Origin of the sequence: Cryobacterium sp. MP_M3 (genome assembly GCF_015752155.1) — a bacterium.
GTDB lineage: Bacteria > Actinomycetota > Actinomycetes > Actinomycetales > Microbacteriaceae > Cryobacterium.
Genome location: NZ_JADOVI010000025.1, coordinates 1 through 19904, shown reverse-complemented (window position 1 = coordinate 19904; position 19904 = coordinate 1). Strand labels below are relative to the sequence as shown.

The 19904-nt window shown below is 62.8% G+C and carries 25 protein-coding genes and 1 pseudogene; 15 read left to right on the top strand and 11 right to left on the bottom strand.

What is annotated here, in order from left to right; all coding sequences use genetic code 11:
* Positions 1–203: 203 nt before the first annotated feature.
* The 4 genes from IWX89_RS17410 to IWX89_RS17395 all read left to right on the top strand — a co-directional run bounded on the left by IWX89_RS17410 (position 204) and on the right by IWX89_RS17395 (position 2084).
* Entirely contained in the window at positions 204–557 is a 354-nt protein-coding gene (locus IWX89_RS17410; protein WP_307836616.1) for a permease, read from the top strand.
* The gene (locus IWX89_RS17405; RefSeq protein WP_196904800.1) at positions 547–1326 is read left to right on the top strand and encodes a TIGR03943 family protein; all 780 of its coding nucleotides are present in this window, start codon (positions 547–549) and stop codon (positions 1324–1326) included. Before IWX89_RS17410 ends, IWX89_RS17405 begins: the two co-directional genes overlap by 11 nt.
* Positions 1327–1440: 114 nt before the next feature.
* Positions 1441–1668 (top strand): hypothetical protein, encoded by a 228-nt coding sequence (locus tag IWX89_RS17400; protein ID WP_196904799.1) that lies wholly within the window; start codon positions 1441–1443, stop codon positions 1666–1668.
* Between the two features lie 275 nt (positions 1669–1943).
* Positions 1944–2084, top strand: coding sequence for a hypothetical protein (locus tag IWX89_RS17395; RefSeq protein ID WP_196904798.1), 141 nt, complete (start codon positions 1944–1946; stop codon positions 2082–2084).
* 196 nt (positions 2085–2280) lie between these two features.
* Here the strand turns inward: IWX89_RS17395 and IWX89_RS17390 are convergent, their stop codons facing one another.
* The 3 genes from IWX89_RS17390 to IWX89_RS17380 form a co-directional block, all read right to left on the bottom strand.
* Positions 2281–2865, bottom strand: coding sequence for a recombinase family protein (locus IWX89_RS17390; protein WP_196904797.1), 585 nt, complete (start codon positions 2863–2865; stop codon positions 2281–2283).
* A gap of 66 nt (positions 2866–2931) precedes the next feature.
* A complete protein-coding gene (locus tag IWX89_RS17385) occupies positions 2932–3339 on the bottom strand; it encodes a hypothetical protein (protein WP_196904796.1) in 408 nt (135 codons plus the stop codon).
* Entirely contained in the window at positions 3336–3695 is a 360-nt protein-coding gene (locus IWX89_RS17380; protein WP_196904795.1) for a nucleotidyltransferase domain-containing protein, read from the bottom strand. Before IWX89_RS17380 ends, IWX89_RS17385 begins: the two co-directional genes overlap by 4 nt.
* Positions 3696–4335: 640 nt before the next feature.
* On the opposite strand from IWX89_RS17380, the gene IWX89_RS17375 reads away from it, so the two are divergent.
* Complete coding sequence (locus IWX89_RS17375; protein WP_196904794.1) at positions 4336–4977, top strand: hypothetical protein; 642 nt, start codon at positions 4336–4338, stop codon at positions 4975–4977.
* Positions 4978–5119: 142 nt separating this feature from the next.
* Here the strand turns inward: IWX89_RS17375 and IWX89_RS17370 are convergent, their stop codons facing one another.
* On the bottom strand, positions 5120–5467 hold the full coding sequence (locus IWX89_RS17370) for a helix-turn-helix transcriptional regulator (protein ID WP_196904793.1): 348 nt from the start codon (positions 5465–5467) through the stop codon (positions 5120–5122).
* Between the two features lie 111 nt (positions 5468–5578).
* Here IWX89_RS17370 and arsB point away from each other — a divergent pair, with 111 nt between their 5' ends.
* The 3 genes from arsB to IWX89_RS17355 are packed head-to-tail and all read left to right on the top strand — an operon-like array spanning position 5579 to position 7830.
* Entirely contained in the window at positions 5579–6691 is a 1113-nt protein-coding gene (arsB, locus tag IWX89_RS17365; RefSeq protein WP_196904792.1) for an ACR3 family arsenite efflux transporter, read from the top strand.
* A gap of 56 nt (positions 6692–6747) precedes the next feature.
* On the top strand, positions 6748–7158 hold the full coding sequence (locus tag IWX89_RS17360) for an arsenate reductase ArsC (protein WP_196904791.1): 411 nt from the start codon (positions 6748–6750) through the stop codon (positions 7156–7158).
* 12 nt (positions 7159–7170) lie between these two features.
* Positions 7171–7830 (top strand): arsenate reductase ArsC, encoded by a 660-nt coding sequence (locus IWX89_RS17355; RefSeq protein WP_196904790.1) that lies wholly within the window; start codon positions 7171–7173, stop codon positions 7828–7830.
* Positions 7831–7939: 109 nt separating this feature from the next.
* On the opposite strand, the gene IWX89_RS17350 is transcribed toward IWX89_RS17355, so the two are convergent.
* The 3 genes from IWX89_RS17350 to IWX89_RS17340 all read right to left on the bottom strand — a co-directional run bounded on the left by IWX89_RS17350 (position 7940) and on the right by IWX89_RS17340 (position 9537).
* Positions 7940–8125 carry a hypothetical protein gene (locus tag IWX89_RS17350; RefSeq protein ID WP_196904789.1) on the bottom strand — a complete coding sequence of 62 codons (186 nt, stop codon included), beginning with the start codon at positions 8123–8125 and terminating at the stop codon, positions 7940–7942.
* A gap of 94 nt (positions 8126–8219) precedes the next feature.
* Positions 8220–8462: a thioredoxin family protein gene (locus IWX89_RS17345; RefSeq protein WP_196904788.1), complete on the bottom strand. Its 243-nt coding sequence runs from the start codon at positions 8460–8462 to the stop codon at positions 8220–8222.
* Between the two features lie 25 nt (positions 8463–8487).
* Positions 8488–9537 (bottom strand): permease, encoded by a 1050-nt coding sequence (locus tag IWX89_RS17340; RefSeq protein WP_307836615.1) that lies wholly within the window; start codon positions 9535–9537, stop codon positions 8488–8490.
* Between the two features lie 372 nt (positions 9538–9909).
* On the opposite strand from IWX89_RS17340, the gene IWX89_RS17335 reads away from it, so the two are divergent.
* Positions 9910–10320, top strand: coding sequence for a metalloregulator ArsR/SmtB family transcription factor (locus IWX89_RS17335; protein ID WP_196904787.1), 411 nt, complete (start codon positions 9910–9912; stop codon positions 10318–10320).
* Positions 10321–10755: 435 nt separating this feature from the next.
* Here the strand turns inward: IWX89_RS17335 and IWX89_RS17330 are convergent, their stop codons facing one another.
* On the bottom strand, positions 10756–11190 hold the full coding sequence (locus IWX89_RS17330; RefSeq protein WP_196904786.1) for a hypothetical protein: 435 nt from the start codon (positions 11188–11190) through the stop codon (positions 10756–10758).
* 257 nt (positions 11191–11447) lie between these two features.
* Between IWX89_RS17330 and IWX89_RS17325 the strand changes: the two are divergent.
* Positions 11448–12541: pseudogene (locus IWX89_RS17325) on the top strand (SulP family inorganic anion transporter); the annotation flags it as partial.
* A 293-nt stretch (positions 12542–12834) separates the two neighbouring features.
* On the opposite strand, the gene IWX89_RS17320 reads toward IWX89_RS17325, so the two are convergent.
* From IWX89_RS17320 to IWX89_RS17310, 3 genes are read right to left on the bottom strand one after another with little or no spacing between them, the layout of a single operon-like run.
* The gene (locus tag IWX89_RS17320) at positions 12835–13671 is read right to left on the bottom strand and encodes an undecaprenyl-diphosphate phosphatase (RefSeq protein WP_196904785.1); all 837 of its coding nucleotides are present in this window, start codon (positions 13669–13671) and stop codon (positions 12835–12837) included.
* A 36-nt stretch (positions 13672–13707) separates the two neighbouring features.
* Complete coding sequence (locus tag IWX89_RS17315; protein ID WP_196904784.1) at positions 13708–14982, bottom strand: APC family permease; 1275 nt, start codon at positions 14980–14982, stop codon at positions 13708–13710.
* The gene (locus tag IWX89_RS17310; RefSeq protein WP_196904783.1) at positions 14969–15391 is read right to left on the bottom strand and encodes a PadR family transcriptional regulator; all 423 of its coding nucleotides are present in this window, start codon (positions 15389–15391) and stop codon (positions 14969–14971) included. Before IWX89_RS17310 ends, IWX89_RS17315 begins: the two co-directional genes overlap by 14 nt.
* A 212-nt stretch (positions 15392–15603) precedes the next feature.
* Here IWX89_RS17310 and IWX89_RS17305 point away from each other — a divergent pair, with 212 nt between their 5' ends.
* The 5 genes from IWX89_RS17305 (at position 15604) to IWX89_RS17285 (ending at position 18798) form a co-directional block, all read left to right on the top strand.
* Complete coding sequence (locus IWX89_RS17305; RefSeq protein WP_196904782.1) at positions 15604–15873, top strand: helix-turn-helix domain-containing protein; 270 nt, start codon at positions 15604–15606, stop codon at positions 15871–15873.
* A complete protein-coding gene (locus IWX89_RS17300) occupies positions 15866–17101 on the top strand; it encodes a type II toxin-antitoxin system HipA family toxin (protein ID WP_196904781.1) in 1236 nt (411 codons plus the stop codon). Before IWX89_RS17305 ends, IWX89_RS17300 begins: the two co-directional genes overlap by 8 nt.
* A gap of 268 nt (positions 17102–17369) precedes the next feature.
* Positions 17370–17819 carry a VOC family protein gene (locus IWX89_RS17295; protein WP_196904780.1) on the top strand — a complete coding sequence of 150 codons (450 nt, stop codon included), beginning with the start codon at positions 17370–17372 and terminating at the stop codon, positions 17817–17819.
* Positions 17820–17824: 5 nt separating this feature from the next.
* Positions 17825–18466 (top strand): helix-turn-helix domain-containing protein, encoded by a 642-nt coding sequence (locus IWX89_RS17290; RefSeq protein ID WP_196904779.1) that lies wholly within the window; start codon positions 17825–17827, stop codon positions 18464–18466.
* A gap of 143 nt (positions 18467–18609) precedes the next feature.
* Complete coding sequence (locus IWX89_RS17285; protein WP_196904778.1) at positions 18610–18798, top strand: hypothetical protein; 189 nt, start codon at positions 18610–18612, stop codon at positions 18796–18798.
* Positions 18799–19904: the final 1106 nt, after the last annotated feature.

Here is a 19904-nt window from a genome sequence, read left to right as displayed (position 1 = left end):
GAAGTGGCCCGCCAAACGCCTCCACCACGCACAATGGCCACAACCCCTCCACGCCTCAGAAATCACCATTCAAAACGCTTAACTGAACGGTCTTGCTCCTAACCCCCCGCTTTCAAGCTGCCTGTGCGCTCGAAAACCGCCACGCCGACGCGGGCGGCCGCCTGACGCGGAGCGTGACGCTGTTCGCGCAGGAAACGAACGCCATGATGCCGGCCCTTTTCGTCGGGGCAGGCCTGGCCGGGTTGATCCAGGTCGCCGTGTCCCGCGACCTGCTCGTGGCGCTCGGCGGCAACCCGGTCTGGTCCGTCCTCGCATTGATGATCCTGGCCTTCGTTGTGGCCATCTGCTCGAACGTTGACGCCTTCTTCATCCTGTCGTTCGGGTCCACCTTCATGCCGGGCGCGATAGTGGCGTTCCTGGTCTTCGGGCCGATGATCGACATCAAGATGCTGGCGCTGCTCCGCACGACCTTCACCACGAAGACTCTTGTCCAACTCACCGTTATCGTGGGCCTGTGCTCCGCCGTACTCGGATTGGCGATCAACTATGCCGTTTAGAACCCTTGTCGGGCGATGGCAGGGTGTCCTGCTCAGCCTCCTCGGCATCATCGCCACACTCTGGCTCGGCCTCACCGGGCAGCTCGCCCTCTACATTCACCCGCGGTACTACGGGTTCACGATCACCATGGCCGCGATCTCGGCCGTCGTTGTCGTCGCGGCGTTCGCCGTCATCCCTGCGGCGGACCACGAGCACGCCGAGCACGGCGAAGAGCACGGCAATCACGGACAGGATGGCCGTCGGTGGGCCTGGCTCTTGTCCGCGGGCAGTGTCGTCGTGATCGTCGCGGCGGTCGTCGGACTCCTCATCCTGCCACCGTCGACCCTCACCACGGCAACTGTCAAACAACGAGACCTTAACGGTTCCAGCTCGACGCTCACCCAGGATGACGCGAGCGCCCTCGTCGGTGGCGACTATTCGGCCTTCAGTGTGCGGGACTGGGCCTCGCTTCTCCGCCAGGGTGCCGGTGCCGACTTCTTCGCCGACAAGAAGGCCACCGTGACGGGCTTCGTGACCCCCGACCCGAGCGACCCGGAAAACGTCTTCTTCGTCGCGCGATTCGTCGTGTCTTGTTGCGCGGTCGATGCGCAGCCCATCGGCATCCCGGTCTATTACCCGGGGTGGGAGGGCAAGTTCAAGACAGACAGCTGGGTCTCGATCTCCAGCGGTTTCGCCACGAATCCGAGCGTGGCGAGCACTGAGGCGATCGCGCTCGTCCCCGACACGATCACACCCGCCGATCAGCCCGCGCAGCCCTACGTCTACTAACGTCCACAGGAAGCAACGGGCTGCACCTCGCCCCACCGGCGTCCTTCGCGGTTGCCCGCCAGACCGTCGGCCGCGAGCCGGCGGTGTGGGCTACTTTTTTTCGGCACCATTGCCGTGTTCGTCGCGTCGGTGGGCGCCCACACCGCCACGAACCTGGCGCAGGACCCGGCCCTCAGTTCAACGATCCGCGGCTTGCACAACTCCGCCACCTTCGATCTCGACTCCCCACAGCGGAAGATTGCGGGCGACGCGGATGGCGCCAAAAGGGAGGACACAATGCGGATGGACATCAGCTCGTGCACCGATGGCGATGCAGAATCCGCGCAGTGCTTGGGCCTGTGAAGGGGGCGAGGATTCAGAGATTCCCACACGGAAGGCCCAGAAGTATCTAGGTGTCACGAGAGCCTATTCAGCGTTCGTCTCGATGTAACGCAGGTAGTTGTCGGTCGTGGTGAATGTGGCTGGGCGGGTGTGGGGTGCGCGGTGTTCGCTGCGGTCGCGGCAGCCGGCGAGGCCGGCGTGGAGTTTGAGAGAGTCGAGGGTGCGCCAGAGTGCGCGGTGGTGCCAGTCGATGAGGCAGTGGAGGCTTTGGCGGAGCGGGTGTCGTACGCTGCCCGGTGGGCGACCATGAGCGCCGTCAGTTTGTCATTGCCGGCATCATTGTTATCGCCGGTGCCGACTATGGCGTCTACAAGGGAGTCCAGTGGTGCAAACGCAAGGCAGCGCAGACGGACCCCGACGAGGGCATACAGGTGTGACCATCTCAGAAGAAGCTCGAAGCAGTGAAATTGTCGGGGGCAGCTGAGTCGGGAGCCCACGCCCGCTCCAACCGTACTCGCGCTGACAGGATCACCGGTCGTTGGATCTGATTGCGTCGTCAGACGATCCACTTGCGCACCGCCCGTTGAGCGTTCGCGTTGCAGGACAGTTCGTCCTGCAACGCGATCTCGGCTGCTAGCTAGTGCCTCGGTGTTGGCGCTGGATGGTTCGATAGATAGTGGAGCGGGCGACATTGAACAGCTCAGCGAGCTCGGCCGTTGTGTGAGTACCAGCGTTGTAGACCTCCATCAAGTGCTTCTGCTGCGCCGCGGAGAGCTTCGGAGGTTTGCCGCGCAACCGGCCCTTCGCTTTCGCCACCTGCATGCCCTCTTTCGTTCGAGCGCGGATGAGATCTGACTCGAATTCCGCGACCATGGCGAGGACGTTGAAGAGGAGCCGGCCGACTGGGTCATTCGGGTCGTGCACGGAGCCGCCGATGCTGAGTTTCACGCCCTTGGCGGTTGGCTCGTCGACGATGTCTTTCGCGTCCCGGAGCGACCTGGCCAGACGATCGAGTTTGGCCACCACGAGTGTGTCCCCGCTCCTGCAGGCAGCAAGTGCTTCGCGTAGTCCCGGCCTCGCACGGTTGGTTCCCGTCAAGCCATGATCGGTGTAGATCAGGTTCGGTCTAACGCCCAGTCGTTCCAGGGCGTTTTGTTGGGCGGTGAGGTCTTGCTCATTTGTGGATACGCGCGCGTACCCGATCAGTAGTTCAGTCATGACGGCACAATTCACCTCGACCTGCACGGCCGTCAACATTCAAGGATCCTCGGCGGGTGCCCATGGTCAGGAGGCGAGGGCGGCTTCCATCTCGTCGACGAGCCGGCTTGCATATTTTAGGAGCTCGCTCGCCCTGGCCTCTGTGATGTGGCTCGCTCCGTAGGAGGTGAGGGTCTTTGCTTCCAAGAGTCGGCCCAAGTCCCGTGCCGCGGTTCTCTTTTCAGGGAGCGCTTGGGTTAGGAGGCCGATGGCCTGTTTGTGATCCTGACCGCTGGAGCGGTATCCGAGTTTGGATCCGCAAATAGCATCGGCCGCGGCGATGCCGGCGTTGACGGCATTCAGCCCAGTCGTATTGTTCGACGCCATCGGTCCCCCAGGCTCGAATCGAGCTTGAGCAGTGAGGAGAGAATCGCGGGCATGTTCGGCTCGGATTCGCACCTCCGCCGACGTCATCTGTTTGATCCGCACGTTCACGGCGCCTTTCTCATTCCCAGGGTGCTGTTCCCGAAGACAACGATCCCTTCCGACGCCCAGCTATCGACGATCGGGTCTCCGTCTTCCTTCTGCCTGGTCAGGGACGATTCGGTTAGGTCATAGATCTGGGCATCATTACCGGTCCACAGTTGCACGTTGTCCCGGAGGCCGGTGACGAATTCGTCCCGGTCATCGAGTGCGACCTCATCGGGAAAGACGACGAGCAGGTCGACGTCGCTCGTCTTGGTGGAGTCACCTCGTGCCACGGAGCCGTAGAGGGCAACCGTGACGCCCTCAGGTGCGCTCGAGTCGGCGAATGCTGCAACACGCCTGTTCAGCTCCTGGCGTGCGTTCATCGCGATCTCAACAGCTGGCCAAAGGATGTGCGACCGGTTGGCAGAATACATAGTTGCATGGGGTGCTGGGACTGAAATCACCAGACCAATGTCAACGAGCCGGAGAAGAGACAACCGGACGTTAGCCGGCGTTCCAGTCCCCGCCAGTCGAGCGATCTGTCGACCAGTGAGCGCTGAACCGGCCCTGGCAACGACGCGCAGTGCTACAGCATCGAGGCCATGCATGAACGAGGCGAGTGGGGCAGATAAGTCCACGAACAGCTCCCTTCAGCGTTTGTATTGCTCTTCGATCCGATTGTATCTAAATACAATACAGATGCATCGCTCCGCAATGCAATGGCTTGAGGATCAGCCAGTCGTGCCGAAGCTCCTCCGAGTCGAGAATTCGCTCAATGCCGTACGTCTCCGGAAGTCATGCAGGAGCATGCTCAGAAGCGCCCTTTCAACGTCCGGCTTACGGGCGGCCTGGCTGGCCTGGCGAGTAGCACCGGCTCTCCCCCAATTTTTGATTCCGTTCCGTGATTGCTCAGCCCCTCAGGACATCAATTGAAATCCGTGTCGTGAGGATAAAGTGGGGGCCACCGATGATCGCCTGGTTTCACGCCCACGTGTGAACGGTCGAGGGCGTGGGAGGCAACCGATGGGCACCTTCCTCAGCACGTTTCTCGCCGATTCGGCGGAAATTCCGGAGCTAGCCGATCGTGTTCGTTCGCCCGGGCCAGTGCCGCTTTCGTCGCCATTGACTGTCGGGGATCTTGCCGCGGACAGCATCGCGGCGACCAAGCTCATGGCCTCGCTGCTGCACCTTGTCCGCACAGGAGTGCGGGATCCGAAGGCGAGCGATGTTCCGCAGGTGAGGATTGCGCCGCAACTTGTCGCCGGGGCCTACCGGAGAGACCAACTATTCCGGTGGAACGGGAACCCTGCGCTGGCGTGGGCTCCCCTGTCCGGGTTCTTTGCCTCGACGGCTGGGTCCGCACTCACGCTGAAATCAGAATGGTTCGCTGAAGCCCGAGCCTTGAGAGGTCCACCTTGCGGGGCGCTGCTGACGTCTTCTGAGTTGGCTTCGTGGAAGGATGACCGCATGGAGAATTCACAGCTCAGCGGGTTGAGCGTTTTCGCTTCTGGCGTCTGGCCGGTCGAAATCTCGGCTGGTAAACGCATCAACGCAGTTCACCGGGTGCCGGTCAGGGCGTCGGTTGACGTTGCTACCGGCGAGGTACGGTTTCACGTCGACTCGGAGGGTATCGATATCCTTCGACGCGACTCCGACCAACGCTGAGCGCAATCCTTGGTCGGTCTCCGGTTGTCACCGCGAAACGTTGCGCCGTCCGACCTCCCTCCAACGGGCTGGTCCGGTTGTGCCCGCCCGCGGACCGCTCATGAAGACGAGACTCCGGTTGGGAGTTGCTCCCGGAGTGACTTCAGATTTTTGAGAGCTGGGCAGCGATGGAATCCAGAGATCCCGGATCCAGGCTGTAGTAGGCCCAGGTCCCGCGTTTTGCGCGGTGGAGGATGCCGGCTTCCACCAGAACCTTGAGGTGGTGGGACACGGTTGGCTGGCTGAGTCCGAGTGGCGCGGTGAGATCACACACGCAGGCCTCGCCTTCCGCGTGAGCGGCCACCATGGACACGAGACGCAGCCGTGTCGGGTCGGCCAGCGCCTTGAACGAAATGGCCATTGTGTTGGCGGTGTCGGTGCCGATCGACTCGCGCGTTGGGGCCCGTGAACAGCTGGAAGTCGGGGCGGGAACGAGGCCGGTGAACGACATGTGAACAGTATCCCCATAAATTGACATTCATCGATGTATTGGAAAGACTTCACATCGACGCACGTCGATTTTATCGTCACTGATCCACACGTCGCGGACTTACGGAGCCACATGTCTTCCCCTGCACCACAGACCACGTCACCTGCGCGACTGGGATTCACCGACCGGTACCTGCCGGTGTGGATCATCACGGCGATGGGCGCAGGGCTACTCATGGCCGTCTTCGCGCCGGGAATCGGCGATACCCTCGGTGCCTTCACGATCGGCTCGGTCAGCGTACCGATCGCGATCGGGCTGCTGGTGATGATGTATCCGGTGCTCGCGAAGGTGCGGTATTCGGATGCGCGAGCGGTCGCCGGGGACAAGCGGCTCCTGATCTCGTCTCTGGTCATGAACTGGCTCATCGGCCCCGCCCTGATGTTCGCCCTCGCCTGGATCTTCCTGCCCGACCTACCCGAGTACCGCACCGGGCTGATCATCGTGGGCCTCGCCCGCTGCATCGCGATGGTGCTGATCTGGAACGAGCTGGCCTGCGGCGACCGAGAGGCGGCCGCGTTCCTCGTCGCCGTCAACTCGGTCTTCCAAGTGTTCGCATTCGCAGCGCTGGGCTGGTTCTACCTGCAGGTGCTCCCGGCCTGGCTCGGATTGCCGACCACGAGCGCAGAGTTCTCGATCCGGGCAATCACCGTGAGCGTCCTCGTCTTCCTCGGCATCCCGCTGTTGGCCGGGTACCTGTCCCGTCGGATCGGCGAGGGCACGCGAGGGCGCGCCTGGTACGAGAGCCGGTTCCTGCCGAAGGTGGGCCCGTTCGCCCTCTACGGTCTGCTGTTCACGATTGTTCTGCTGTTCGCTTTGCAGGGCCAGCAGATCATCGACCGCCCGATGGACGTCGCACGCATCGCTCTGCCTTTGCTCGTGTACTTCGCGGTCACGTTCCTTACCGGATTCCTTCTCGGCAAGCTGATCGGCCTGTCCTACGAGCGCACCACGACCCTCGCTTTCACCGCAGCGGGAAACAACTTCGAACTGGCCATCGCAGTGGCCATCGGTACCTTCGGCGCCGCCAGCGGCCAGGCCCTGGCCGGCATCGTCGGCCCGCTGATCGAGGTCCCGGCGCTGGTCGCCCTTGTCTACGTGGCCCTCTGGTTGCGTCCCCGACTGTTCCCGGGGTCCGCGCCGCAGGCATCCGTCGCTGCCTCACAACCGGTCTCGGACCGGGTTTAGTCTCTTCTCACCAATCCGATGCCTGCCCCCAGAAAATCAAGAAGGAATGACCGCTCATGAGTGAAAAGCCCACCGTTCTCTTTGTCTGTGTCCACAACGCGGGCCGCTCCCAGATGGCCGCCGGCTACATGACCGCCCTCTCCCAGGGCCGCGTCGAGGTGCTCTCCGCAGGCTCCGCACCGAAGGACCAGATCAACCCCGTCGCGATCGAGGCCATGGCCGAGGAAGGCATCGACATCGCGAACAACGTGCCGAAGATCCTCACCACCGAAGCGGTCAAGGAATCGGATGTCGTGATCACCATGGGCTGCGGCGACACCTGCCCGATCTTCCCCGGCAAGCGCTACGAGGACTGGGAACTCGCCGACCCGGCCGGCCAGGGCATCGAGTCCGTGCGCCCGATCCGCGACGAGATCAAGGCCCGCATCCAGGCCCTGCTCGCCGAGATCCTCCCCGCCACGGTCTAGGGCCGGCGCACAATGAGCGACACCAGCACCCGCCGGTCGCTACCGGGCCTGACGTATCCCGAGGAATACCTGAAGCGTCTCGCCCGAGACCTGACACAGGATTTCGCCGGTGTCTTCGGCGCCGAAACGGTCGAACGATATGTGCTCGAGTCCTACACGGCGTTGCTGCGCACGTCGACGGTGAAGGCGCATCTGGCCACCAACACGATCCGGTTCGCCACGGACCGGTTGACTGCCCTGGCCCAGGCCAAGGGCGCGATCGCCCACCCGGTGCCCGAGGTGTTGTTCGTTTGTGAGCAGAACGCAGGCCGGTCGCAGATGGCGGCCGTGTTCACCAACGCCCTCTCCGGCGGGTCCGTGCACGTGCGCTCGGCCGGTTCATCCCCGTCACGTGAGGTGAATCCCACGGTCGCTGCGGCGATGGCCGAGATCGGGCTCGACTTCACCGAAGCGTTCCCGAAGCCCCTCACCGACGATGTCGTGCAGGCCGCGGACGTCGTCATCACCATGGGGTGCGGGGACGCCTGCCCGGTCTACCCGGGGAAGACCTACCAGGACTGGGCGTTGACGGACCCGGCCGGCCTGTCCCTGGAGGAGGTCCGTGTGATTCGCGACGAGATCAAGGCCCGGGTCGAGCGGCTGCTGGGCACCCTCGCACCTCAGGACCAGTGACCATGAGCATCGAGAACGTCATTGTCATCGGCTCCTGCCCGGCCGGAAACACGGCCGCGACCTGTCTGGCACGGGCGGGGCTCTCCCCGATCGTGCTGACCGGCTCCGTCTAAACTGGTGGCGCCCTGATGACCAAGGCCAGCAGTTCGGCGGGCCCCGGAAGCCCGGACGGCACCTCGGCGGCCCAGGTGGCGTCGATGGGGATGCGGTGATTGCCCGCGTCGATCGAGGCGGCAACGCCGGAAACGCTTCGGCCGTGCACACGATAGCTCTTCGGCGCGGTGGTCATAGTCATTCCCCTCTCGTGCTCAATCTCTCACCAGTTGGCCGTCACCGCACGGGCACCTGGGTCGGGGTTGACCCGGCCAAGGCAGCGGCCTGAATCTCGGCTAGATCGCGGCGGCGGTCAGGAACGTGCGCACCTCGGCCGGGTTTGGCACGCGGCCGGAGACGACGACCTTCTCGTTGATGACGAGGGCGGGGGTGCTCATCACGCCGTAGCCGACGATCGCGGCGTAGTCTTCGACCTTTTCGATGGTGGCGTCCAGGCCGAGCTCTGCGACGGCGGCAGTGGTGACCTTGGTGAGGGTCTTGCAGTTCGTGCAGCCGGGTCCGAGGATCTTGATGATCATGGGGTGATTCCTTTCAGGGGTGGGGTTAGACCAGGATGGCGTTGAAGAGGTAGCCGACGGCAATGATGCCGAGGCCGGCGGTCGTGATGAAGATGGCGAGCAACTGCGGTTTCAGCACCCGGCGCAGCAGGATCATTTCCGGCAGCGACAGGGCGACGACGGCCATCATGAAGGCGAGCAGGGTGCCCATCGGAAGGCCCTTGTCATAGAGGGCGGCAACCAGCGGCATGATGCCGGCTGCATTGGAGTAGAGCGGGATCCCGATGAAGACCGCGATGAGAACGCCGAAGGGGTTGTCGGGGCCGGCGTAGGTGGTGAAGAAGTCGGCGGGGGCCCAGCCGTGGATGAGGGCGCCGAGGCCGATGCCGACCAGCAGGAAGATCCAGATCTTCTGAATGATTGCCTTGACCTCTTCGACGCCCATCTGCATCCGCTGCCCGAAAGTCAGGCCAAGCGAGGGGTCGATGGTCTGGCCGCCGAGCTTGACGTCGAAGACGAAGGGCTCCACCCACTTCTCGACGTTCAGGCGGCCGAGGATCCAGCCGGACAGGATCGCGATCAGCAGGCCCGACACTACATAGAGGGCCGTGATCTGCCAGCCGAACAGGGTCAGCAGCAGGCCGATGGCGATTTCATTGACCAGGGGGCTGGCGATCAGGAAGCTCATGGTGACGCCGATGGGCACGCCGGCGGCGACGAACCCGATGAAGGCGGGCACGGCGCTGCAGGAGCAGAACGGGGTGATCACACCGAGGCCGGCAGCGAGGATGTTGCCGACGCCTTCGCGTTTGCCGCCGAGGAACGCGCGGGTGCGCTCGACGCTCATGAAGGAGCGGAGCACGGTGGAAGCGAAGATGATGATGGCCAGGAGAAGCAGGATCTTCAGCGAGTCGTAGATGAAGAAATGGATGGTCTCGGTCACCCGGTTGGCCGGCTCCATACCGAACGCTCCGTACAGCACCACATCCCAGAGCCACTCGTTCATCCAATACGCCACGGCCCAGAGACTCACCCCGGCGACCAGGATTCCGACCCGGCCACGGGTGGTAGTCGGTATCCGTTCGGCGATGCTCACAACTACTCCTCGACTACGAAACCTGAATTGAAACGCTTGTGCAGGCGTGGGACCCACTTCACATCGAACTAGGCGGCCCCACGCCGGTTCTGCCTGTTAGCAGCAAGTCACTTTCTCGCCGACGGGCGAGCTGGTCGCTTCACTGCTGGGCGAGCAGCAGTCGGCTGCGTTGTCCGCTTTTCCTTCTGAACCGCAACACCCGCCCGCAGCGGAGAGTTCCTTCTCTGGTGCGGCAGTGCTCGTCGCACCGGATCCACCACAACGACTTTTCATGAGTTTCTCCTTCACGAAACACCGAACTATTCGACGTTTATCTAATTCCCAGTATGCCCACCTCTTTGATATGTGTCAAGAAGGTGGCAGACTGTTTGCATGCCCAAAACGCTTCCGCTCCTCGATGACGTATCGCCGATCTGCTGCGGGCCGCTGGGGAACAGCGCGACCCTCGACCTGGACGATGCGATCGCCCTCGCGGTGCGCCTCAAGGCACTCGCAGACCCTGTGCGCCTTCAGCTGCTGGCCTACCTCCTGGCGCAGCCGAACCAGGAGGCCTGCACCTGCGACCTGGCCCCGATTGTGAGCCTGTCCGAGCCCACGGTCAGTCACCACCTCAAGAAGTTGCAGACGAGCGGCATCCTCACCAAAGAGCGTCATGGGATGAGCGTGCACTACCGCGTCGTCCCGGAGGCTATTCACGCCATCGCCCGAACCCTCGACACCGGCACCTGGGCACAGCCGACCCTCGATCAGGAAGCTCGCTACTGCATGGTTGGCGCTAGCTGACCCCGATATCGACGCCGATCGATTTAGCGGGTTGACTGCCGCACCGGCCACAACTGGGACCCGCGAGTCACCCGACATGACGTTCACGCCAAAGTCGCGCGACGCCCCATCGATGCCCCGTCAACTGTGCTGTGGCTGACCGGGTCAATCCATGGACCTCTTGCGCCCCGACTGGCCCGCGATCTCTCGCGCCCTGGACTCCGGCGAAGAATCTGAGGAACACCATGAACGCGTACATCACGACTCCCGCCAACCAGGTGCGCCTCGTCGGTTCGTATGCAGTATCGAATACTTCCGCGCGGCATAACCATGATCATCAAGAAAGTCGCGATCGGACCAAGGACCAGAGACAGCAACCACCAGATCAGTCGACCGCGTCCCTTCGACTCGGCAAGGCCCGCGTTCACGATCCGACACAACCCGGAGCAGAGTCGCCTAGTCGATGGGCTCCACCCAGTCGGCCCGCCATTCGGGTGCCTCCGACTTTTGCGTGTAATAGCGGGTATCGCGGATGATCGACCCGTCCGCTCCGAACTCCAGAATGACCACCACGTGCCACACATCCCCGGCATAGTCATTCATCCCCTCGACGACCCAGATGTGCCCCGAGCCCACAACTCGGCGCAGGGTTATCGAGGGGGGAACAGGAAAAGCTCCCTGCATTGCCCGCATGGCCTCACGTCCACGGATGCGCTCCCCAGACTGCGGCATCTCCATCACGTAGTTCTCGTCACGAAGCCGAAACTCAGCGTCAGGTGAGAGCCCCTCCCCTGTGAGGCCGAACAAACGCTGGAGGCCCTCGCGCATGGCCTCCGGGTCATTGTCCGTGATTGCCCGCAGAAATAATTCGCGCACATCGAGGTCGCCCATTTATCCTCCCGATCGACGCTGAAACTCGATTACGAACATTCTGCTCCTCCGCCCGATGGAAGTGCCAGCGCCAGCGGACTACTTTCAGCGTGCGTCGTCAGGGGCGCCACTTGGTAGGCCTGGCGGTGGGACAACTCCGAGCTCGTTCGATGTTCGGGTGCAGCGTGTCCGCTCAGGGTTCGACCGACACGCCAGGATCGATAGACCTCGACCGTAATCCGCGGGCGCAGAGAGGGCTGGTTATTGACGACGAAGGATTGGCGATCCTCATCTTCATCGCCCAGCTCCCCCACCTCCTCGGCGTGCCGTGGCTGGTCTACCCGCTGGTCGCCGTCGGGCTGGTGATCATGGTCGTGATGCCCCGCATCACGAAGATCATCCCCGCGCCGCTCGTCGCAATCGTGTTGCTCACCGTCGCAACTGTCGTCACTGCGGTCAATGTCCCCAACGTCGGAGATCAGGGCGCGCTGCCGAAGAGCTTGCCCGAATTGTTCATCCCGAACGTTCCGCTCACCTGGGAGACGTTCTCGATCATCGCCCCGTATGCCATCGCGATGGCACTCGTCGGACTGCTCGAGTCCTTGATGACCGCGAAACTCGTCGACGACATCACTGACACGCACTCGCGCAAGACTCGGGAAGCGTGGGGCAGGGCGTGGCCAACGTGCTGTCCGGGTTCTTCGGCGGCATGGGCGGCTGCGCCATGATCGGCCAGACCATGATCAACGTGAAGGCCTCCGGCGCCCGCACACGAATCTCGACGTTCCTGGCCGGCGTGTTCCTGCTGGTCCTCGTCGTCGGCCTCGGCGACCTGGTCGCGATCATTCCGATGGCCGCCCTGGTCGCGGTGATGATCATGGTGTCCGTGCTGACCTTCGACTGCCACAGCATCCGGCTCTCCACTTTGAAGCGGATGCCGAAGAGCGAAACAACCGTCATGGTCGCCACCGTCGTGGTCGTCGTCCTCACCCACAACCTGGCGATCGGCGTGATCGTCGGTGTCCTCGTCGCGATGGTTGCCTTCGCGCGCCGGGTCGCCCACTTCGTCAGCGTCGCACGGACCCTCCCGGCCGAGGAGAGCGTCCCGACCGCGTACTACACGGTTACCGGGGAGCTGTTCTTCGCGTCCAGCAACGACCTCACCACCCAGTTCGAGTACGCGGCCGACCCAGACCGGATCGTGATCGACATGTCCAACTCCCACATCTGGGATGCCTCCACCGTCGCCGCGCTCGACGCGATCACCAGCAAATACGAACGCCACGGAAAACGCGTGGTGCTGCTCGGCATGAACGACGCCAGCACCACGATGCACGCCCGCCTCGCCGGAAACCTCGGCGGCGGCCACTAGGCTCCGCCTTCCGCCCGCGGTAAATCGTCCCATCGAACAGCGCGATCACGGCGTGGCTGGCCCGTGGGGTTCCTCATGGGTTTCCCAGTGAAACAGTCTCGGGTCGATCGAGTCCAGGCGACTTGGACGCGAACTTGCATCCGTAGAGGTCCCCAGAGCGCTGCACTCGCACCAATGGTGGGCGGGACTCAAACGACCGTCGAGTTGACTGGCATGGTGATCTTCGTTCGACTCATGACCCGCCTCGTTCCCGAGCCTGGGCCTGGGCTTGGGCTTGGGCTTGGGAGGCTTCCTCAGGTTGCGCTGATGACTCCGGTGATCAGCAAGATAGAAACGAGTGTTGCAAGGCCGATCCGGTATCCGATGAAAACGGTGATGCTGTGCTTGGCGACCAAGCGCAACAGCCAAGCGATCGCCGCGTACGCGACGAGGAAGCTGACGATGGTAGCGACGATCGTCGGGAGCCACCCGACCGATGTGCTGACTGCGCTGGCCTGCGTTGCGGCCTCGTAGGCGCCGGCCGCTGTGAGGGCTGGGATCGAGAGAAAGAACGAGATTCGGGTGGCGGCGACGCGATTGAAGTTGCGGAACAGGCCCGCGCTGATCGTTGCGCCTGAGCGGGAAACGCCCGGAATGAGCGCAATGCACTGCATGACGCCGATGATGAGTGCGTCCTTGACGGTCATGTTGTTTTCCGCACGGGCTTGTTGGCCGACGCGTTCGGCGGCGATCATGACGATGCTCCACAAGACCAGCCCGGCAACGACGATCCAGAGGTTCCGGAGACCCCCGGAGATGAGGTCTTTTGCGGCGAAGCCAACGATTCCGATCGGGATGGAGCCGATGATGATGTGCCAGGCAAGGCGGTAATCCGGGTTGGTGCGCGCCGCTTTCTGGACGAGGCCGCGGACCCAGGCCACGGCGAGGCGGGCGATGTCGGATCGGAAATAGACGAACACGGCCACGATCGCGCCGACTTGGATGATCGCGGTGAACGCTGTGATCCCCGCGTCGTCGATCTTCATCCCGAGTAGTTTCTCGACGATGGTCAGGTGGCCGGTGCTGGAGACGGGGAGGAATTCAGTGACGCCTTCGACAATGCCGAGGATGAGCGCTTGGAGCAGATTCATGTGGTGGTCCTTTCGCGGAACCTCGATGGTGTGGGGTTATGCCTTGGCTGGGCGCACCCGGAGGCGAAGGCGGAGGCGAACCAGCCGGTACAGCACCCCGATGATGAGGACGACCAGGCCGACGATGATGGATGCCGGCGGCAGGGTGGCGACGAGCACGAGGCAGCCGAGCGCGCCGAGGACTTGCAGCGCCTTCGGGTATCGGCGTTTGTCAGTGGCCTGGGTGAACGCGGAGATGTTCGCCACGAAGTAGTAGAGCAGTACCCCGAAGGAGGAGAATCCGATCGCTCCCCGCAGGTCAACCGTGAGGACCAGGATGCTCACGATCACGGCGAGGGCAATTTCGGCGTGGTGTGGGACCTTGTATTTGGGGTGCACTGCGGCCAGCCAGGTCGGCAGGTCCTGATTGCGCGCCATCGCAAGACTCGTGCGGCCAACGCCGGCGACAAGGGCCAGCAGCGCACCGAGAGCGGCCGAGGCTGCGCCGACTCGCACGATGGGTGCGGCCCAGGCCCAGGAGCTGGTAGAGACGACTTCGACCAGCGGCGCTGTCGATGTCGCGAGCTTGTCCGGCCCCATGACGAGGAGGACCGTCACCGCGATGAGTGCGTAGATCACCAGGGTGATCGTCAGGGCGGTGAGAATTGCGCGGGGTATCGTGCGGGCCGGGTTTTTGACTTCTTCACCCATGGTGGCGATGCGGGCGTAGCCGGCGAAGGCGAAGAAAAGCAGGCCTGCGGATTGGAGAATGCCGTACCAACTTTCCGCGAACAGGTTCTTACCGAGGTCGTTGGCGTGCGGCGGGCCGCCGACGAGGCCGGTAACGATCACCAAGGCCAGGACGATCAAAACGACTGCGACGATGAGGCGGGTGAGGCCGGCCGTGCGGGTGATGCCGAAGTAGTTCACGGCGGCGAGGGCAAGGATCGCCACCACCGCGACAGGTTTCTCCCACCCGGCTGGCGCAGCGTAGGCGGCAAAGGTGAGTGCCATCGCGGCGCAACTCGCCGTCTTGCCGATGACGAAGCTCCACCCCGCCATGAAGCCTGGCCACTCTCCGAGCTGCTCGCGCCCGTAGACGTAAGTACCGCCCGACGTCGGGTATTGGGCGGCGAGCTGGGCCGAGGAGGACGCGTTGAAGTAGGCGACAAAGGCGGCGACAACCAGACCGACCAGCAGGCCGGCCCCGGCGGCTGCGGCAGCGGGTGCGAACGAGGCAAAAATGCCCGCGCCGATCATCGAGCCGAGCCCAATCACCACGGCATCGAAGAGCCCCAACTTGCGGGCAAGAGCGGGGCTAGAGGTTGTCATTGTGCTCACCAGCCTCCCGAGAGGGAAGCACTTCATTTGCAAGTTCCTGAACAGCGCGACGACCCTCAGCAAGTGCAAGCTCGCCCGCTGGAGTTGTGCGGTAGACGCGCAGAACACGGCCGCCCACATTCTGTTTTTCAGATACGAGAAGGCCGTCTTCTTCCATCCGATGCAATGTCGGGTAAAGGGTTCCTGGGGAAATTCGGTAGCCGTGGTTTGCCAGCTCACCGCTCATCCATGCCCCGTGGATTGGTTCCTCTGAGGCGTGATGAAGGATGTGTAAGTACACCGCTCCTCGAAACAGTTCCTTCGTTGTTTCTCCACCCCATATCGTCAGCCGATATTGATTCCCGATATTAGCTTGCTCATTTGTGGATACGCGCGCGTACCCGATCAGAAATTCATTCATTACGGCACAATTCACCTTGACGGGCGGGCCCGTCAACCAGAATTCTCCAGCCCCTCCAAGGAAATCGCACGTGCCATATAGTGACGCCACATCTGATGCCCTTAGGCTTCCGGCCAGGATCGTTTGACGGTAATAAGACCATCGAATTGCTTGACGGCAATAAGACCTTCACGTATGGTGAAGGGAATAAGACCGTCAGGAGGAAAACTGTCATGACAGCACGCGGAGAAGTGAAAAGCGCCAGAGCTCTTGGTCGAATGCTGCAGCAAGGTCGCCTTGTCAGCGGCCTGACGCAGCGCGACCTCGCCGTCAGACTCGAGACCGACCAGAAATACATCTGGGCTTTGGAATCGGGCAAGAACACGATCATCCTCGAACGCATTTTCGCGATCATGCGGGAGACCGGCATCCGGATGTACATGGAGATCGACAACTCGCTATATGTGCCCCTTCACGATATGGGAGAAAACCCCAATGGCTGACTTGCGCGTGGAACTCTACGGCGAGTTGGTGGGGCACTTGGTCGGCGCCGAGCGTCGCACCTTTGATTTCATCGCGACGAAGAACGCCATCGAAACATTTGGGCTAGGAAGCACGATTCTCTCCGAGTCGGTCCCATTCGACCTCATCGCCAACCGCAGCAGGGCCGCGCGCCGCCGCAATTTCTTCGCCGAGCTCCTTCCCGAGGGCGCCGCTCTCGACAATCTCGCCGCCGAGATCAGAGTCTCCGCCGATGACGTCATCCCGCTGCTGGCCCAGTTCGGTCGAGACGTCGCCGGTGCCGTTCAGATCTATGACCCGGATGCGCCGGGCGAGCCACGCAAGCCTGACCTGGCCCGGGTCGACGCAGCCGGTGTTGGCCGGATGCTCGCCAACACGCAGGCTGCCCCTCTCGGAAACCGGCCGAAGTCCGGCCGGACGTCGCTGGCCGGCGTGCAAGACAAGATCGTTCTGGCACGGAAGGAGAATCACTGGTTCCAGGTTCTCGAGGGCTATCCGTCCACCCACATCATCAAGCCGCCGTCCATCCGATACCCGACCGTCACGTTTGACGAGGAGTACGGATTCCGTGCGGCCAAAGCCGCTGGCCTCAGCACATTCGATGCGTGGATCGAAGACTTCAGCGGGGTTCGCGGCCTCGTGATCGAGCGGTACGACAGGTCACCGGCCGCGCCGCAGGGACGCATCCACCAGGAAGACATGAACCAAGCCCTCGGCGCATCGAAGAACGAGAAATACCAGGAGTTCGGCGGGAAAGTATCGCTCAAGCGAGTAGCTGATGTCTTGGGGCGCAACGGCGACCGAACCTCCGTCGACCAACTCCTCAGACTCCTTACCGTCTCGCAGGCTGTGGGCAACCTCGACATGCACGGCAAGAACATCAGCATGCTCCACCTGCATGACGGCAGCACAAGAATTACCCCGGCATACGATGTTGTGCCACAAACTCACCTCGATAGCGACGGAAAAATGGCGTTGGCCATCAACCGGAAGTATGTGCACGCCGCAATCACCATCGAGGACCTCATCGCGGAAGGTCAGTCATGGAAAGTGCGTTCGCCTCGCGCGATCATCACCTCAGCCCTCGAGGCTGTGGACACGTTCGTCCGCTCGGAGAGCCCCGTCGAGAACGCCTACGCCGGGCTTCGGGACGACATAGCCATGTTCACCAGAAACCTGCTTGACGGACGCCCAACCGGCACCAACTAGGTGAACCCCGCTAGGAAGGTAGGCCACCGGCATCTGCACTGCGAATTCCGCCCGGTCAGGGTCCCGCTCGCGGACCTGTACGACAGCGACGTGCAAGTCGGCGTGATGGTGACCTCGTCGAGGGGCAATGGCTGGCGACCCAAATGGGCCCGTCATCGTTCGGCGTAACGCACATTCTTCCCGTCACCGATCCTAAAGTCTTGACACCGCACTTGTTTTTTGCAAGTGTAACCTTGTCCACATCGGACCCAACCACAGGGAGTGCGCAATGACCGTAACCGGTATCTTCGTCAATCTGCCAGTGACAGACCTTGAGCGCGCGAAGGCGTTCTATACGGCAATAGGGTTCACCATCAACCCACTCTTCACGGATCACAACGCGGCCTGCGTCGTCATCGAAGATGGTCACAGTTACATGATGATCGAGACCCGTGAGTTCTTCCAGAGCATGACCGAGCTGCCGATCGGCGACCCGGCAGTGAACCCAACATCGGGGACCGCAATCTTCCTCGACAGCCGGGAGGAGGTAGACATTGCCGTGATCGCCGGCATCGCGGCGGGCGGCTCGGCACTGGGCGAGCCCCAGGACTTTGGCTTCATGTATCAGCGCGGACTTGCCGATCCCGACGGCAATGTCGTTGACTTCGGCTGGATGGATCCGGCCGCCGCCACACAGGGTCCCGAGGCCTTCATGGCGCAGTCGACCCAGCAGGGCTGAGCGCGGTGGTCGCCCGCTCCTACGGGCAATATGGCGGTCTCTCCCAAGCTCTGGAACTGGTGGGCGAACGCTGGTCGATGCTCATCGTCCGCGACCTGCTCGTCGGGCCGCGCCGCTACGGGGAGCTTGCCGTAGGACTGCCTCGCATTCCGAGCAACATCCTGGCGGCCCGACTCAAGGAGCTGCAGGCGGCGGGCGTCCTCCGCCGGGCCCCTCGCTCGCGCGTCATCGTCTACGAGCTGACGCCGTACGGCCGCGAGCTCGAGCCCGTTGTGTTTGCGCTGGGCGCGTGGGGGTTCAAGGCGATGGGAGATCCGCGGCAGGAGCAGATCATCACTCCTGACTCGATAACTATGGACCTCCGCACCGCGTTTCGGCCGCAGGTGGCTGCAACTCTGCCCGCGACCGCCTACACGGCGCAGTTCGGTTCAAACGAGCTGCTCATCCGGGTCGATGGCTCCACCCTCGACGTGACACGCGGGGAGGGACTGGTTGACCTCGCCTTTGCTGCGGGTCCTGGCATCCGCCGGCTCATCTCCGGCGAGCTCACTCCGGAACGCGCGATCGCAACTGGCGTCGTCGGAGTGCTTCGCGGGCGAGCCGAGCTACTTGACCGCTTTGCGAGAACATTCCACCTAGCGGCCTGAGCCTGGCCACCAAGGTGTGCGTCTTGACGCGCGCGGACTCGAGTGCTGGAGGTTCCAATCCGGGTACCCCCGCAGTCCACGAGCCTCTTGACCGCCCTTGGAGCTGGACCAGCTCACACTCGTGAGTTCGGTACGCTGCGAAGATGAACACGACGACGACGATTTCAGACAACAGCGGCTGGTGGTTTGCGCTGGCAATTGTCACCGCTGGGCTGGCTGAAACAAAACAACGCCGCAGGTGGGTATGGTTCGTGCTTGGGCTCCTTCTCGGCCCGCTGGCGACCGCACTCGTCGTCGCGTGGCCACCGCCTGTCGGCACGACGTATAGGTAGTCTGGCCTATTCTCAGATCCGACCCGCCGATGGTTCCCTCTGTCGTTGCAGAGAATGACTGGGAGGGTGGGGAACATGGAACCCAGAACACGTGTCATTGTGGGAGATCTCGTGTCCGCACTGGTGCCAGCGGTCCTTGTCCTCGTCGTCATGGTTGCTGGGGACAGCTCGACTACCGACGCCGTAAGAATCCCCCTGGCCGTGTTCGTATTTTCACTGCTCATCAGCTGGATACGTCGAAGCGAACTTGACAAGAATGATCCACGAACGCGCGGTCAACGACGAGCCAAACGAGACAGACCCGCAAGAGGTTCCTCTGCGACACCCAGCGGTAGCAAGAGGCCTTCCCCCGTTTCGCGGAAACAGCGCGCCCGGCGACGTCCTGTTCGGGACTGCCCTCTTTGCTTCCTTAGCGCAGCCCATCCGCCGTAGAGTTTGGTGCGATGAAGGGACCAAATGAAGGTCAGACGGATTCTGCGATCCATGGGTCGGGCGATGAAGTGGGTCGCATCCGTTCTCACGCAGACGGGTGGCGCGGCCAACGGCGGTCGAAGCGCTGACCCGAGCGCACGTTCACTTTATGAGGAACAAAAGGACTACCGGCCGTAGCTCCAGTTCCCGGTGCCGCGGACTGCGAACGGGGCACGTCGCGCCAAAAGGGTCAGCTCAGTGAGAAGGCATACGAACTCCAGCTGCGCCCGCAAGCCGTCAGCTGGGACGATGTGGTCCGGGTGTGATGCACCTCGTAGCCGGTATCGCAGCCCGGGCCGCGCGCGACACGGCGAATCCGGCAACAACGACGAGGAGCAGACCAAGACCGGCCCCCGTGGTGAGCGACCAGTTGGTGATTGTAGACGAGACCGTGCCTCCTTCTGCCGCCGTCCAGGTGCAGCCATATCCGATCGGCACGGCCGACGCGAAGGAATCGACCAAGCTCCCCTCCGCCCGAAGCGCTCCAGACGGCAGCGCGGCGTATGTGCAACGGTCGTACGCGAGACGAAAGTCACCAACTGTTAGCGGCCATGCCAAACTGCCCATAGGCGGCCACGGAACTGCCCACTGGCGGTCAGTAGAACTGCCCGTTGGTGGCCATGAGATCTGCCCAC

What these genes read in the sequence shown, in the direction of transcription:
- IWX89_RS17300 (WP_196904781.1), top strand. Translation starts at nt 15,866, where the DNA reads ATGGCTGACTTGCGCGTGGAACTCTACGGCGAGTTGGTGGGGCACTTG.
- IWX89_RS17355 (WP_196904790.1), top strand. Translation starts at nt 7,171, where the DNA reads ATGAGCGACACCAGCACCCGCCGGTCGCTACCGGGCCTGACGTATCCC.
- IWX89_RS17335 (WP_196904787.1), top strand. Translation starts at nt 9,910, where the DNA reads ATGCCCAAAACGCTTCCGCTCCTCGATGACGTATCGCCGATCTGCTGC.
- IWX89_RS17375 (WP_196904794.1), top strand. Translation starts at nt 4,336, where the DNA reads ATGGGCACCTTCCTCAGCACGTTTCTCGCCGATTCGGCGGAAATTCCG.
- IWX89_RS17320 (WP_196904785.1), bottom strand. Translation starts at nt 13,671, where the DNA reads ATGAATCTGCTCCAAGCGCTCATCCTCGGCATTGTCGAAGGCGTCACT.
- IWX89_RS17350 (WP_196904789.1), bottom strand. Translation starts at nt 8,125, where the DNA reads ATGACTATGACCACCGCGCCGAAGAGCTATCGTGTGCACGGCCGAAGC.
- IWX89_RS17345 (WP_196904788.1), bottom strand. Translation starts at nt 8,462, where the DNA reads ATGATCATCAAGATCCTCGGACCCGGCTGCACGAACTGCAAGACCCTC.
- IWX89_RS17305 (WP_196904782.1), top strand. Translation starts at nt 15,604, where the DNA reads ATGACAGCACGCGGAGAAGTGAAAAGCGCCAGAGCTCTTGGTCGAATG.
- IWX89_RS17310 (WP_196904783.1), bottom strand. Translation starts at nt 15,391, where the DNA reads ATGAATGAATTTCTGATCGGGTACGCGCGCGTATCCACAAATGAGCAA.
- IWX89_RS17285 (WP_196904778.1), top strand. Translation starts at nt 18,610, where the DNA reads ATGAACACGACGACGACGATTTCAGACAACAGCGGCTGGTGGTTTGCG.
- IWX89_RS17360 (WP_196904791.1), top strand. Translation starts at nt 6,748, where the DNA reads ATGAGTGAAAAGCCCACCGTTCTCTTTGTCTGTGTCCACAACGCGGGC.
- IWX89_RS17370 (WP_196904793.1), bottom strand. Translation starts at nt 5,467, where the DNA reads ATGTCGTTCACCGGCCTCGTTCCCGCCCCGACTTCCAGCTGTTCACGG.
- IWX89_RS17295 (WP_196904780.1), top strand. Translation starts at nt 17,370, where the DNA reads ATGACCGTAACCGGTATCTTCGTCAATCTGCCAGTGACAGACCTTGAG.
- arsB (WP_196904792.1), top strand. Translation starts at nt 5,579, where the DNA reads ATGTCTTCCCCTGCACCACAGACCACGTCACCTGCGCGACTGGGATTC.
- IWX89_RS17380 (WP_196904795.1), bottom strand. Translation starts at nt 3,695, where the DNA reads ATGAACGCACGCCAGGAGCTGAACAGGCGTGTTGCAGCATTCGCCGAC.
- IWX89_RS17405 (WP_196904800.1), top strand. Translation starts at nt 547, where the DNA reads ATGCCGTTTAGAACCCTTGTCGGGCGATGGCAGGGTGTCCTGCTCAGC.
- IWX89_RS17390 (WP_196904797.1), bottom strand. Translation starts at nt 2,865, where the DNA reads ATGACTGAACTACTGATCGGGTACGCGCGCGTATCCACAAATGAGCAA.
- IWX89_RS17315 (WP_196904784.1), bottom strand. Translation starts at nt 14,982, where the DNA reads ATGACAACCTCTAGCCCCGCTCTTGCCCGCAAGTTGGGGCTCTTCGAT.
- IWX89_RS17410 (WP_307836616.1), top strand. Translation starts at nt 204, where the DNA reads ATGATGCCGGCCCTTTTCGTCGGGGCAGGCCTGGCCGGGTTGATCCAG.
- IWX89_RS17330 (WP_196904786.1), bottom strand. Translation starts at nt 11,190, where the DNA reads ATGGGCGACCTCGATGTGCGCGAATTATTTCTGCGGGCAATCACGGAC.